The sequence below is a fragment of the Mesorhizobium sp. C277A genome (assembly GCF_040324395.1).
GTDB lineage: Bacteria > Pseudomonadota > Alphaproteobacteria > Rhizobiales > Rhizobiaceae > Mesorhizobium.
Window position 1 is genome coordinate 158,519 of record NZ_JAMYVW010000002.1, and the last position, 13,428, is coordinate 171,946.

At 60.8% G+C, this 13,428-nt stretch carries 11 protein-coding genes; 8 read left to right on the forward strand and 3 right to left on the reverse strand.

Annotation, left to right across the window (positions count from 1 at the left end; genetic code table 11):
- Positions 1–39: 39 nt before the first annotated feature.
- The 3 genes from NKK52_RS00825 to NKK52_RS00835 form a co-directional block, all read right to left on the reverse strand.
- Positions 40–1,032: a substrate-binding domain-containing protein gene (locus NKK52_RS00825; protein ID WP_023681801.1), complete on the reverse strand. Its 993-nt coding sequence runs from the start codon at positions 1,030–1,032 to the stop codon at positions 40–42.
- A gap of 363 nt (positions 1,033–1,395) precedes the next feature.
- A complete protein-coding gene (locus NKK52_RS00830) occupies positions 1,396–2,475 on the reverse strand; it encodes a substrate-binding domain-containing protein (protein ID WP_023681800.1) in 1,080 nt (359 codons plus the stop codon).
- 731 nt (positions 2,476–3,206) lie between these two features.
- Positions 3,207–4,403 (reverse strand): IS256 family transposase, encoded by a 1,197-nt coding sequence (locus NKK52_RS00835; RefSeq protein WP_352628116.1) that lies wholly within the window; start codon positions 4,401–4,403, stop codon positions 3,207–3,209.
- 410 nt (positions 4,404–4,813) lie between these two features.
- Between NKK52_RS00835 and NKK52_RS00840 the strand changes: the two genes are divergently transcribed.
- The 8 genes from NKK52_RS00840 (at position 4,814) to NKK52_RS00875 (ending at position 13,349) form a co-directional block, all read left to right on the forward strand.
- Entirely contained in the window at positions 4,814–5,836 is a 1,023-nt protein-coding gene (locus tag NKK52_RS00840; RefSeq protein ID WP_023667745.1) for a LacI family DNA-binding transcriptional regulator, read from the forward strand.
- Between the two features lie 172 nt (positions 5,837–6,008).
- Complete coding sequence (locus tag NKK52_RS00845; protein ID WP_023682780.1) at positions 6,009–7,025, forward strand: SIS domain-containing protein; 1,017 nt, start codon at positions 6,009–6,011, stop codon at positions 7,023–7,025.
- 28 nt (positions 7,026–7,053) lie between these two features.
- Positions 7,054–8,376 carry an ABC transporter substrate-binding protein gene (locus tag NKK52_RS00850; RefSeq protein ID WP_023682779.1) on the forward strand — a complete coding sequence of 441 codons (1,323 nt, stop codon included), beginning with the start codon at positions 7,054–7,056 and terminating at the stop codon, positions 8,374–8,376.
- Positions 8,377–8,387: 11 nt separating this feature from the next.
- The gene (locus NKK52_RS00855; protein WP_023682778.1) at positions 8,388–9,347 is read left to right on the forward strand and encodes a carbohydrate ABC transporter permease; all 960 of its coding nucleotides are present in this window, start codon (positions 8,388–8,390) and stop codon (positions 9,345–9,347) included.
- Positions 9,344–10,198: a carbohydrate ABC transporter permease gene (locus tag NKK52_RS00860; RefSeq protein ID WP_023682777.1), complete on the forward strand. Its 855-nt coding sequence runs from the start codon at positions 9,344–9,346 to the stop codon at positions 10,196–10,198. Before NKK52_RS00855 ends, NKK52_RS00860 begins: the two co-directional genes overlap by 4 nt.
- A gap of 21 nt (positions 10,199–10,219) precedes the next feature.
- On the forward strand, positions 10,220–11,074 hold the full coding sequence (locus NKK52_RS00865; RefSeq protein ID WP_023682776.1) for a sugar phosphate isomerase/epimerase family protein: 855 nt from the start codon (positions 10,220–10,222) through the stop codon (positions 11,072–11,074).
- Complete coding sequence (locus NKK52_RS00870; RefSeq protein WP_023682775.1) at positions 11,071–11,934, forward strand: PfkB family carbohydrate kinase; 864 nt, start codon at positions 11,071–11,073, stop codon at positions 11,932–11,934. Before NKK52_RS00865 ends, NKK52_RS00870 begins: the two co-directional genes overlap by 4 nt.
- The gene (locus NKK52_RS00875) at positions 11,877–13,349 is read left to right on the forward strand and encodes an NAD(P)/FAD-dependent oxidoreductase (protein ID WP_245263073.1); all 1,473 of its coding nucleotides are present in this window, start codon (positions 11,877–11,879) and stop codon (positions 13,347–13,349) included. Before NKK52_RS00870 ends, NKK52_RS00875 begins: the two co-directional genes overlap by 58 nt.
- Positions 13,350–13,428 lie beyond the last annotated feature (79 nt).

A 13,428-nucleotide genomic window follows, 5' to 3' on the forward strand; every position in this document is an offset into this window, starting at 1 on the left:
TTGATTTGCCACCCCGGCACGCCAGCCATGGTCCGCCATCTAAAGCCCTAGGGCTGCAAGACCATCGACCGTTTCGACCGTGATAGGCTGCACAGCGTCCACGATGATGGTGCCGGTTTTGAAGTCAGGGTGAACGACACCCAGACCTTCGATCGTCATGCCGTCGGTAATTTCACCGCCGCCCGCCAGAAAATCAGCCATCGTTACGAATACTTTGCCCGCTTCCAGAGGATTCCACATATAGCCGCCGTCAATAATGCCGGATTTGAGCATTGCGCTGCCTTGGCTAGGCGAGAATGAACCGACAAGAACCACCTTGTCACCAAGCTTCTGCTCCTCGATCGCGCGTCCGGCGCCGATCGGTCCCTGACTGCCGAACGTCAGGAAGCCGCCGAGGTCAGGATTGGCGGCAAGCACATCCAGAGCCGTCTTTCGGCTGTCATCGGCGCTCTCGGCGACGCCATATCTGTCGCCAACCATCTGCATGTCGGGAAAGTTCTTCTTCAGGTAGGCGATTGCAGCATCGGCCCAGGTATTGTGTGCGGGCACAGTAAGAGAACCTACGTACACAACGTACTTGCCTTTGCCGCCCATTTTCTCGGCAAATAGCTTGGCATGGGCCTCACCGAAACCAACGGCCGAGACCATTTCGAAGTCCCAATCAGCGTTCACCTGGTCTGGCGATTCATGGGTTATGACCTTGATGCCCGTGTCGCGCGCCTTTTTTAGAACCGGCTCGAGAACGTTTGCATCATTCGGCACGACGCCAATTACGCTGACGCCCTGAGCTATCAGGTCTTCGATCGCGCGGACCTGAAGTGCCGGGTCGGCGCTGGTCGGCCCGACCATGAAGCCGTCGTCGCCAAGCTCTTTCGACTTTTCCTTTATTCCCGTTTCCATGGCATTGAACCAGGGAATGCCGCCGATCTTCACGACAACTCCAACCTTGACGTCCTTTGCCAGCGCAGCATTCATTGTGGCGACCGAAAGGGCTGCGCCGAACGCTGCCGCGAGTATAGTTTTTGCTAACATTTAATTCCTCCCTGATTGACGAGTTTTTCAGTTGCCTATTGCCCATGTCGGCTTTGTTTGGCCCACCCCTTTGTGCCCGACGGCATTGACGCACTCGGCGCCGCATTCCTCCCAGAACGCGCCATAAAAGACTTTGAATGCCGGCCGGTCAAGGTGCTAAATAGATTTAGCAAGGCGGTCACGCCACCAGCGTCTAAAAACATTTCTCGATTGATGTAAACGATCCGCCCTTCGCACTCAGGCTGCACCCGTAGAACGACATGCGATCGCCCGCGAGCCTTGGGTGGAGGCGGTGCTACCCAGATCCGAGGTGCTGATGAACGGAGTTGAACTTCTGCAACGATGTCTCGTGACAAAGAATTGCTAGTGGTCGATGCTCGATTTGGATGCCGAATCCCAATCTTCTTGGGCGCCGTCATGCTCTCCGGTTCGCCCAAAGCTGGTCGGTACGGTCACCAGCGGAAAGTGGTCTATCGAATAATTCTCGAGAAGCGAAAATCCTTCAGCAATCATCACCTCGACATTCTGTCGGACCATGGTCACATCGAAGGGCAAATGCGCCGCGAATGGATCCCAGTCGAAGCTTCCGACAACAACCCGTCCAAGCTCACTTGAGGCTAGTGTCGAAGTGAACCGCAATGTTCCTTCAAGAGCGGTCACGCCGTTGACGAACATACCTGAGGGCAGATGCCCAAGCTGAGCGTATCGTGCAGCGAGAGACCGAGCAGCGTTGGTCGGTGCGTATCCGCAGCAGTCAATCGTGCCCGGGCCCGTAACAATCCCATGCGCTGCCAGCGCATCGTGAAAACCCATCAAACGGCTACGTGTTGCGTCATCATCGCTGACCCCGCCAAAGAAGAAGAGATCTTCGGTGGAGCCCCCTCGTTCTTTCAATTTCTGAACAATGATCTCTGTGAGCGCCTTGGCGCCCCCGTAGTTGTCAGAAACAACTGAGGGAGCCCGGCGGCCTGGCAGATCGATGTTGATGCACCGGACGCCCGCTGCCCGGCACAGATCATTCAGCGGATCGGGGTCACGAACGCCCGCAAGGAAGAGAAATTCCACCTGCTGAGCCAGCAGGGTTTCCGTCACACTCAACTCGTTATCAGGATTGCGATGGGTGCTGACGACGATCGGGCACAAGCGGTGGACGCGGGATTCCGCTTCAAAGGCTTCGGCCAATCCGGCGAAGAAGCGATTGCGGTAATGTGGCAAGATCATTCCAGCGAGTCCGGATCGGGAAAGCCGCAATCCTCGTGCCTTGAGGTTGACAGCATAGCCAAGCCGCTCAGCCCAATTGAGGATGGTCGCTGCGGTTTCCGCCTTGATCCGGTGCTGTTGCCACGAGCCATTGAGGACGAGACTGACGGCGGTCGGGGACGACTTTGCCGCCACCGCGATATCATAAATCGTTGACTTGCGTCGGACAGACTTTCTCGCCATTCGTGACGCTCCCACTAGCAGATGCAGTAGACGCTAGTGCGGGGTCAAGGCAACATCTCTAAATTGCGACAAACGGTTTGGAGGAGCGACCCCACGGAAAGGGCGCGGCCTTTCGTGCCTCCGGTCCGGTCAGCGCCAGGGAAATCGGCAGATTTGGGATTTTCCCTGAAGCTTCGTTCAGCGTCCCTGGAGACACCAACCCCAGCGTTTCGGCTTTGGTCTCCCCGATGATCAATCACCTTGCAAAGGTCGACGAGAAGTTTCGATCAGTTTGGAGCCCACCGTTGGGGATGGTCGGGCGCACGCGTCACGATCAAGTCCCTCCGTTTTCAATAGCGGGAAGATGAAAGCTTTGGGTTTCTGAGTCTCTATCTGGCCCAAAAGGGTGCTGCCGGATGCGCCTTCGTCTCCGGGCGTTGTTTGCGTACTTGGCCGACGTGTCTTTGCTTGGCAAGTTCCTTCCGCGACAAGGATCTGCTCGACAGCATTTTCGTCGCTATTGCCAATGCGGAGCCCCGGAGGATCAAAACCGGTTAGCAGCATGACGCGGACGGTTCCGAGCAAATGACTCAGATTTCCGATTTGCTCAGAGTCCCCCGGCCTGTGGCTCTCTGTGCAGCAGGCCTTGAGAGTCTGGCTCGACCCTTTTTGGAAGCTCGCCTCCAATCGCTGGACGAGTTTGGGGTTGTGTGTGCGTCAAGTTCTGCAAAATGGGGCAGCCATGATGCTGGTCATGCGGCTTGGCGCAGAGCGAGCTTCTTGTGCTCGCGCAGATCATCCATGTTGATATAGCGGTTGGCCTCCATCCAGTTTTCGTTGGTTTCGACGGCCAGCGCCCTGACCAGGCGCAGGCAGCTTTCGGCGTTCGGGAAGATGCGCACGACATAGGTGCGCCGGCGGATTTCCTCGTTGAGCCGTTCAAGCATGTTGGTGGACTTGAGGTGCTTGTGATGCTGACGCGGCAGCCGGAAGAAAGTCAGCGTCTGTTCTATGGCTTCTTCCGCCCAGGTGGTCAGCCGCGGATAGCGTGCCGACCATTTGGCAAGCCATGCGGCAAGATCAGCCCTGGCCTCTGCGAGATCGCGCCGGTCGTAGAGCCAGCGCAATTCCTGCAGGCAGTCGTCGCCGTGCTTCCTGGGCAGATGATCGAGCGCGTTCCTGAGGAAGTGGACGTAGCAGCGTTGCCAGGCGGCTTCGGGGATCACCTCGCCGATCGCTGCCACCAGGCCGGCGTGATCGTCGGACACGACCAACTCGACGCCCTTGAGGCCGCGCGCCTTGAGGCCGACGAGGAAGTCCCTCCAGGCCGAGCGGCTCTCGCGATTGGCCATCTCCACGGCCAGGATCTGGCGCCTTCCGTCCCAGTCGATACCGACCGCGATCAGCACCGCCTGGCTCATCACGATGCCGGCTTCACGCACTTTCTCGTAGCGGGCATCGAGAATGAGGTAGGGGAATGGCTCCTGAAGCGGTCGTTCGGCAAACGCCTTCAGGCTCTCGTCCAGCCGCTTGTTGATGGTCGAGATCGACGAGGCCGAGAAGGCATGGCCGCACAGTTCTTCCGTGATCGCCTTCACCTTGCGGGTCGACACGCCCTGCACATACATCTCCGCAAGCGTCGCAACCAAGGCCCGCTCCGAACGCTGGTAGCGCTCGAACAGCTCGGTGGAGAAGCGCCCGGCCCGGTCCTGTGGAACCCGCAGCTCGAGCTTGCCCACCCGGGTGACCAGGGTGCGGCCGTAATAGCCCGAGCGATAGCCAAGCCGTTCGGGCGTACGCTCGCTCTTCGAGGCACCCAGCGCCTCGTCCATCTCGGCCTCAAGCACCTCCTGCATCACCGCACGGAGCACTTCGTGCAATCCATCCGGGTTCGAAAGCAAAATGTCTTTGACGGCAGCGCTGGCGGTCTTAACTTCAGTCTTGGTCATGGTGGCGTTCCTTCGCGGGAATCAGGTGACGTGAACAATCACCAGCCTGCCATGACCGCCCCCTCTCAGCGAATTTGCAGAACTCTCAGCACACTACCGAGTTTGGCGGCAAGGCTAGTCGTCTCCATCGGTGTTATGATCGATGCCAGGGAGGCCGCCTGGACCATGGCGTGAACTCATTGCCGTATGCTGGCAGTGCAAGGCAATGAACTGACTGCACAACATGTAGGTGCATTCGTGGATCAAATTTCCAGATAGCCAAACAGCGCGCGTATCTCGATTAGGTGGCAAGGAGTTGCGAAAGCTATGTTCGCAGTTTGAGAATCGTCCGATATGCCGCACAACGATGCCGGCAAGACGAGCCGAGAATGATCTGACGCAATGTTCAGATCCAAGAAGGACGGTTACCTGTGGCCCAGAAAGGAATCACACTAAAGGACGTTGCCGCAGCGGCTAAGGTGTCGCGCGCCACGGCCGCCCGGGCGCTCAACAGCTATGGTTACGTTGGCGACGAGACGGCGCTCCGCGTGGTTGAGGCAGCCGAAAGGCTGGGCTATCGGGCCAACCTCGTCGCGCAGGCGCTGCGCAGCGGACAATTGCCGATCATAGGCTTCGTGCCCGGCGATATCCAGAATCCGTTCTTCGCCCGAATCGCGCACGACATAGAGGTGGAACTGCGCAAGCACCGCCACAATCTTCTGATTGCCAGCAGCGAGGAGAATGTAGAACAGGAGAAAGAACTGCTTGAGAGCCTTCGCTCGCTCAGCATTCGCGGCTTCATCCTTGCCCCAACGTCTGCAACCGACAGCCAGCATATTGTGCAACTGGCCCGCGAAGGCGCACCGATCGTGCTCATCGACCGCGTGGTAAAGGACCTGCAATGCGACAGCGTCGTCGTCGACAACGAGGGCGGGGCACGCGAGGCAGTGGACTATCTGGTTGGCAACGGTCACCACCGGATCGGTCTTTTGCGCGACGAGTCACGCATCTTTACGGCACAGGAACGCTTGGCTGGCTACGAAAACTCGCTCCACTCGCATGGGATCGCAATCGATGAAGCGCTCATCGGCGTATCGCGCTCGACCGTCGAGCACGCCATCGAAGCCACGATCCGCCTGTTCAGCCGGCGCAATCGCCCCACCGCACTGTTCACGGTGGACAGCCTCATGACGCAAGGCGCGCTTCTTGGCCTGCGTTCAATGGGGCTCTCGATTCCGCATGACGTGTCGGTGGTTGGCTTCGATGACTTCAACCTCGCCACGTTCACCGATCCGCAGATAACGGTCGTGGCGCAACCCATCTCCGAGATCGGACCGCTCGCCGCCAGATACCTGCTGGAGCGGCTTGCCGGCAAAAAGGTTGCACCGCGCCGTACCCGATTTCAGACCCGCTTGATCGTACGCGGATCGGTTGCCCGGCGCGCTGTGCGCTAAAGAGCAAACCCCTCGATTTCGGAGAATTTCGTCTAAAGGACTTGCCATTGGCGAAATTGCGTGCCCATTATTGCTTGTGAGATCGATCTCACATCGGGAAACGAGCTAGACGGCCCACCGACGCCTAAGGCGGGCTAGAGGCCTGTAACATGCGAAATACAAGGAAAACGTCATGCTGAACTTCGATAGGGACCGCTTCGTGAAGATCCAAAGCGGGGCCGTCGCCGTCGCAGGTGAGGTTCGCTCACTGATGCGCACACTGCTGGCAGATCATGGCGTCGAGCGGCTGTTTTTCATGGGCACCGGCGGCGTGCAGCTTCTAACCTTGCCCGCGATCGAGTTGGCGCAGCGCTGTTCCACCTTCCCGGTGAGCGGTGCCTATCCGGCGCAGGTCGTGATCGATCCGCCCGCCGGTCTCGACAGCAAGGCCGTGGTGGTCATCCCGTCCTTGTCGGGCACGACCAAGGAAGGCGTCGAGCTCATGGCCTTTCTGAAAAAACGTGGTGTGCGCACCATTTCGCTCACCGGCCATTCGGATACGCCAATCGCACGGGAGGCTGACCACAATTTCACGAACTTCGCCGAAGACGACACCTCGTCGGAATCCTTCTACCTGCAGACGCTGCTGATCGTCCTGGCCCTGCTGGAAGAGCGCGGCGAATATGATGATTTTGATGGCACTGTCGCCGAACTCAAACTGCTGCCGGATCTGCTTGCCGACGCCAAGGCTGCCTTTGAGGACAGGGCGGCCGAACTGGCCCAGACAATCAAGGACGATACCTATCACATCTTCACCGGCGCCGGCTCGGTGTGGCCGGAGGCACACTATTACGGCATGTGCATCCTCGAAGAGATGCAGTGGATTCGCACCCGCCCGGTGCACGCCGCCGACTTCTTCCACGGTACGCTCGAGTTGGTCGAGCCGGGCGTCAGCGTTTTCGTGTTCAAGGGCGAAGATGCCCTTCGGCCCCTGGCCGACCGGGTCGAGAACTTCGCCAAGCGCTACACGGACCGCGTTCGCACGCTGGACGCGGCCTCGGTCAAGTTGCTGGGCATCTCCGCAAAGGTCCGCGGCATGATCTCGCCGGTTCTGCTCGCCACCTTGCTCGAGCGGCTGAGCGCCCATCTCGAGGTGCTGCGCAACCACCCGCTGACCACCCGTCGCTACTACAAACGCGTGGAATATTGATCCCCTCTCACCTCTGAAGGAGCTATCCATGAAACGTTCGCTGCAAATCGTGGCGGTCACGGTGGCCGCGGTATCATCATTGGGGTTGTCGATAAGCGGCAGTTCCGCCGCTTCGCCGGCTGTCACGGCCGACCCAAACGCCAAGGTGGAATACACCGGCACGCTTTCGGTCCTGACGAAGTTCGGGCTGCAACAGCTGTCGCCGTATTTCGTCAACCTGGCACAGGCCTATGAGAAGCTCCATCCGGATGTGAAGGTCGAACTTATCCAGGAGAGCGACGACAGCGTGAAGGGCAAGACCAAGACGCTGGTCGCTTCCAACTCGCTGCCCGATATCTATTTCTCCTGGACAGGCAGCTGGGGTGGCAATTTCGTGCGCGGCAATCGCGCCGTTGATCTCACGCCCGTCATTGCTGCCGATACCGAGTGGGGCAAGTCGCTGTCTCCAGCCGCCGTCAAGGCGTTCCAATACAACGGCAAGTTCTATGGCATTCCGCTTTACCAGGATGCCAAGTTCATGGGCTACAACAAGCAGATCTTCGCCAAGCTCAGCCTCAAGGCACCCGGCACTTTCGAGGAATTGCTGACCAGCTGCGACGCCATCCGCAAATCCGGCGTGACACCGATCTCCTTCGGCAACAAGGAGGCCTGGCCGGCAATCCACTTTGCAGGCCAGCTGCTCGCCTACAACGTGCCGCAGGGAACGCTGGAACGCGACTTCGATCCGGCCACCGCCCAATACACCGACCCAGGCTATATCGCAGCACTCAAGCAGTTCAGCCAGCTTGTCGAGCGCTGCACCGATGGCGCCGGCGTCAACGGCACATCCTATGCCTCGGCTCTCCAGGCCTTCACCAACGCGCAGTCGGCCATGTACTACCAGGAGATCATCGAGTTCGATCAGGCCGCCACACCGGAGTCGGCGTTAAAGCCCGCCGATTTCGGATTCTTCCGGCTGCCGGTGCCCGCCGGCGCCAAGGGTGACGCCAGGTCGATCGAGGGCGCGCCGGAGGGCTACATGATCAATGCGGCATCGAAGAACATCCCGCTGGCGATCGATTTCATCAAGTTCGTGACTTCGAAGGAAAATGCGCAGGTGCTGTCTGCGCCACCCTATGGCCAGCCGAGCGCCACCATCGGCGGCGCCTCGGAATCGAACATGAGCGCGGCTGTGGTCGATGGCCTCAAGGATATCAACGCCGCCTCATACCTCATGCCCTGGCTGGATACGGCCAACCCACCGCGCGTCGCCGCCGTCTGGCTGTCCAGCCTGCAGGCGCTGGCGGGCGGCTCGATGACGCCCGAGCAAGTGATGGACGAGGTGCGCAAAGCCGCATCCGCGGCCAAATAAAGCAGGCGAGCATGGCAAGGGCCTCGGACACAGTGGACAGCGGCGCCGACATCGGCGTCGCCAGGCCGCAACGGCCAAAGAGCCGGCGGGCCTGCTTCGCCAACCTGTTGTCGTTGCGATGGGCGGCGATCGCGCTCATCCTCATCGGCTGGTTCGTCTATTATCCGATCGTCGACAATTTCATCGTCAGCACCACCGACCAGGACATCTACACCGGCGAGGTCACCAATGTCGGCCTCGCCAACTACGACCGGCTGCTGCATGACCCGGTCGTGCTGCTGGCGCTGTGGAACAACTGCCTCTACGCTCTCATCTCCGTCATCTTCCAGGTCTTCGGCGCGTTCCTGCTGGCGGCCATTATCGAGGACCTGAAAAGCGAAAGCTGGCGCCGGCTGTGGCGCGCCGTCTATTTCGTGCCGTCGGCAATCTCGATCACGGTGACCGGCCTGCTGTTTTATTTCATCTACCAGCCGCAGATCGGCTTGCTGGATGCCGCGCTCAGCCGTGTTGGACTGAGCCAGCTCGTCATGCCTTGGCTCGGCAATGAGCACACCGCCATCTATGCCATCATCGCCATGAGCCAATGGCAGGGTTTTGGCTATTCGACGCTGCTGTTCGCCATTGCCATCCAGAAGATCCCGCGCGACCTCTACGATGCCGCAACGATCGACGGCGCGGGTCCGCTTCGCCGCCTGTGGAGCATCACCTTTCCGCTCACCCGGGAAATGACGGGGTTGATGATCATCGTCACCATCACGGGCGCGTTCCAGGTGTTCAACGAGGTTATGGTGATGACCGCAGGCGGGCCCAACAACAGCAGCCAGGTGCTGGGCACGTGGCTCTACCAGAAGGCCTTCATCGAGGACAATTTCGGCTATGGCGCGGCGATCGCCGCCGTCATCTTCATGTTGACCATGCTCACAGGTGCGGCACAGCTCTGGTACACCAAGCGCCGCCGGGTGCAGCTATGAGTGCGATGGTCGCAGCCGGTCGCAGCCGGAACGTGTGGTCGGTCATCGCCAGGACATTGCTCTATTCGTTCCTGGTCTGCCTTGGTGTCGTCGTCATCTATCCGCTGATCTGGATGGCGCTGAGCGGCTTCAAGGACAATGCGCAGATCTTCGGCGATCCCTTCGCCCTGCCCACCCATTGGTCGTGGAACAATTACATGCAGGCATGGAACCAGGGCGTGCGTGGCTACGTGACAGTCTCGGTGCTGGTGACCGTCGCTTCGGCAATATGCACCGTCCTGATCAGCGCCTGGACGGCCTTCGGCCTGACCCGCACCAAAATGTCGGCAAAGCCGCTGGTTATTGCCATCGTTCTGGGCGGCTTGATGCTGAGCCCCACCGTGGCGATCATTCCACTGGTGAAGATGTTGCAGGCGCTCGGTCTCTACAACACCTACTGGGCGCTGATCATTCTCTACACGGCGTTCCGTGTGCCGTTCACCACCTTCCTCATCCGCGCCTACATGCTGGATCTGCCTGAAGACATCGACGAGGCGGCGACGATGGATGGCGCCAGCGAGGGTCAGATCTTCTGGCGCATCACCTTGCCGCTGTGCCGGCCGATCATCATTTCCTGCGTCATCCTGCACGTCCTGTTCGCCTGGAACGAATATCTCTTCGCCATGATCTTCACGAGCGGCTCGGATGTGCAGACGCTGCCGGTCGGACTGACGTCGATCATGGCAACCCACGGGACCAACTATGCCGTGGTGTTCGCGGCCATGACGATCTCGGCGCTGCCTATCGTGATCGTGTTCTTTGGCGCGCAACGCTACTTCATCCGTGGCTTGGCCGAAGGCATCGGCAAATAACAATTCCCGAAAGGAGCCTTCATGCCGCAGCTCGCTGCTCATCAGCTGATCGGAGCCAATTTCAGCTTCCAGCACTTCCCCTTCGATGAGGTCGCCAGGACGATCCGAGGCTTTGGCCTGCGCGAGATCGAGCTGTGGGGGATTGCCCAGCATCTGGACCTGTTCCACGCCACGGACGCACGTGTCGAATCCGTTCGCCGGGTACTCGCCGACAACGAGCTGTCGGCCTGGTGCTTTACGCCTGAGCAGGTGTTGTATCCAATCAACATTGCCTCCGGCGACGCCGCACTGCGCCAGGACAGCATCGAGCGGTTTTGGCGTGCAGCCGACATCTGCGCGGCGCTTGGCGCCCGCTATCTCTTCCTGACGCCCGGCCGGGGCTACGAGAGCGAACCCCGGCAACCGGCATGGGACCGCGCGGTCGGTTCGATCGGCGAGATCGCCCGGCGCGCCGCCGCAAACGGGGTGCGCTGCCTGCTCGAGCCGTTGCAGCGGTTCGAGAGCAACCTCGTCAATGATGCGGCAGGCCTGCGCCAAATGCTGGATGAGGTGGGCGCCGGCAACGTCGATGTCGTGCTCGACACTGTCGCCATGGCCACGGCCGGCGACACCGTGGCCGGCTATGTCGACCTGTTCGGCTCGCGGCTGGCGCATGTCCATCTGGTCGACGGCACACCAGGCGGGCATCTGGTGTGGGGGGATGGTACGCTGCCGCTCGGCCACTATGTCAGCGAGCTCGCGCGCCTGGGCTATGCCGGAAAGTTCACCTTCGAGCCGTTCGGCAACGGCTCCTACGCGCTCGATCCGGTAAAAGCCTGGACACGCTGCCTTGGCGCCATCGCGCCATACCTCAATTGCGCAACGGTGCCGGCATGACGTCGAAGAAGCTTATCGCGGTCGGGGACAATTGCCTTGATGCCTATTTGACCAACAACTTGATGACGGTGGGCGGCAACGCCTTGAATGTCGCGGCGCAATGGCGGCGCAACGGCTGGTCCGCGCGCTATTTCGGCGCCGTCGGGAACGATCCCGAAGGCGACGTGGTGCTTGCCGAACTGCAAGGTGCCGGCCTATCCCCGGACGACGTCGAACGGCGTCGCGGCGATACGGCCGTCACCTTGCTGCGCGATGAATCCGGCGACCGGAAGTTCCTGCACGAATCCTTCGGTGTGGGCGAAAACTACATGCCGGCGCCCGCGCATTATGCGGTCATCGCCGCGGCCGACTGGGTGCATCTCGGCACCAACGCCAACAAGCACCTTGTTCAACGATTGGTGGCGGACCATGTGCCGTTCAGCATCGATCTATCGACTGCCCATATGGCGCTGCCGCTCGACGGTGTCCCGCTTGTGTTTGCGTCCGGACCGGACGATGTCGATGTTCCCATCGAGCCATCGCTGGGCGCGCTCAGGGCGGCCGGCGCAAGGCAGCTAGTTTTGACCTGTGGTCGACGCGGCTCCTACTTCGACGATGGCACGAATGTCGTGCATGCGCCGGCGACCCTTGTCGATGTCGTGGATACGTGTGGCGCCGGCGACAGTTTCATTGCCACTTTCCTCGCCAGCTTCCATTTCGGCGGCCTCGGCGCCCTGGAGGCATTGCACAGGGCGTCGATCGCGGCGGCGCAGACCTGCACCCATCTTGGCGGGTTTCCCCAGAGACCGCGTCCGATACCCGATTGGCTGCCAGCCAAATATGCCAGCTTCATTGTCGATGCGCAGGGAGCCCAAGCGTGAGTACAATTCGTTTGCGGCAGCCTGCGGTCGCGCTTGCATCTGACCGGTCGTTTTGGCTGCAGGACATTGCCGCCGCCCCTGCGACCGAGCCATTGCGAGGCGACGAGCGCGCCGACGTGGTGATCGTCGGTGGCGGCTATACCGGTCTGTGGACGGCGCTGCGGATCCTTGAACTGGCGCCGCAAACGCGGGTGGTGATCCTTGAAGCCGATCTATGCGGATCGGGGGCCTCGGGGCGCAACGGCGGTCAGGTCCATTCATGGTTCGCCGAAATCGACCAGATCAGTGCGGTCGTCGGTCTCGAGGAAGCGCGCCTGCTGTGCGCCGACACGGTGGCATCGATCGCGGAGCTGAAGACGCTGCAGCAAAACGGCACCATAGACATGGACCTGAGGCTGGACGGATGGTTGTGGACAGCAAGCTCCATTGCGCAGGAAGGCGCTTGGGAGACCGCCGTGGCCTTGACGGCGGCTGTTGGAGAAAACCGTTTCAGCCCGCTGACAGCCGAGGACATTCAACGCCGCACCGGTTCATCGGCCTCCTATGTCGGCGTGGTCGAGACCACTGCCGGCACGGTCCATCCCGCCAAACTTGCCATCGGATTGCGCAAGTTGGCACTGGCACGCGGCGTCATCATCCATGAGCGCAGCCCGGTCCTCGCCATCGAACCCGGCATGACATGCACGGTGCGCACGGCGCATGGCGCGGTACGGGCTGACAAAATCGTGCTTGCCGCCAACGCCTGGCTTTCCGCGCTGCCGGAACTGCGGCGGCATCTTTATGTGGTCGGCAGCGAGGTGATTGCCACTGCCGCCGTTCCCGAACTGCTCGACAGCATCGGCTGGCGCGACGGTGCCTCGATCTGCGATTCCCAGGCCCAGGTGCTCTACTACCAGCGCACCATCGGGGGCAGGGTGGTCTTCGGTCGTGGCAGCGGCAACGTCGCCTTCAGTGGAAATTTCGGCGCCAGCTTCAACCGCAGCCCGGAGCACGGCCGCGACAATATGCGAGAGCTGCATCGGGTCTACCCGTCGCTGCGCGGTGTGGCGATCGAATATGACTGGTCGGGGCCGATCGACTGCGTGCCTGAACACGTTCCTGTCTTCGACCACCTGCGCGATCATCCCAATATCTTCTACGGCATGGGATTCAACGGCACCGGCATCGCGCAGACGCCGATAGCCGGACGCATTCTGGCGAGCCTGGTGCTCGAGCGAAAGGATCGCTGGAGCGAAAGCGGTCTGGTCGGCATCGAGCGGCGCATGTCGCTGCCGCCCGAGCCTTTGCGTTATCTCGGCGCCAGACTTGTCCGCGCGGCGGTGGGCCGCAAGAACGAGGCCGAGATCCGCAACCGCAAGGCGGGCAGGATCACCAATCTTGTGGCGGCCCTGAAGCCAGGCAGGCGCAAGAATTAGCCGGGCATCTGGCTCATCGTCACGCTCTTCAAACCATGAGCCGGCACGTGCCGTCCCGATGACGGTGGACGCGGCATTG

What these genes read in the sequence shown, in the direction of transcription:
- NKK52_RS00825 (WP_023681801.1), bottom strand. Translation starts at nt 1,032, where the DNA reads ATGTTAGCAAAAACTATACTCGCGGCAGCGTTCGGCGCAGCCCTTTCG.
- NKK52_RS00830 (WP_023681800.1), bottom strand. Translation starts at nt 2,475, where the DNA reads ATGGCGAGAAAGTCTGTCCGACGCAAGTCAACGATTTATGATATCGCG.
- NKK52_RS00835 (WP_352628116.1), bottom strand. Translation starts at nt 4,403, where the DNA reads ATGACCAAGACTGAAGTTAAGACCGCCAGCGCTGCCGTCAAAGACATT.
- NKK52_RS00845 (WP_023682780.1), top strand. Translation starts at nt 6,009, where the DNA reads ATGCTGAACTTCGATAGGGACCGCTTCGTGAAGATCCAAAGCGGGGCC.
- NKK52_RS00850 (WP_023682779.1), top strand. Translation starts at nt 7,054, where the DNA reads ATGAAACGTTCGCTGCAAATCGTGGCGGTCACGGTGGCCGCGGTATCA.
- NKK52_RS00855 (WP_023682778.1), top strand. Translation starts at nt 8,388, where the DNA reads ATGGCAAGGGCCTCGGACACAGTGGACAGCGGCGCCGACATCGGCGTC.
- NKK52_RS00860 (WP_023682777.1), top strand. Translation starts at nt 9,344, where the DNA reads ATGAGTGCGATGGTCGCAGCCGGTCGCAGCCGGAACGTGTGGTCGGTC.
- NKK52_RS00865 (WP_023682776.1), top strand. Translation starts at nt 10,220, where the DNA reads ATGCCGCAGCTCGCTGCTCATCAGCTGATCGGAGCCAATTTCAGCTTC.
- NKK52_RS00870 (WP_023682775.1), top strand. Translation starts at nt 11,071, where the DNA reads ATGACGTCGAAGAAGCTTATCGCGGTCGGGGACAATTGCCTTGATGCC.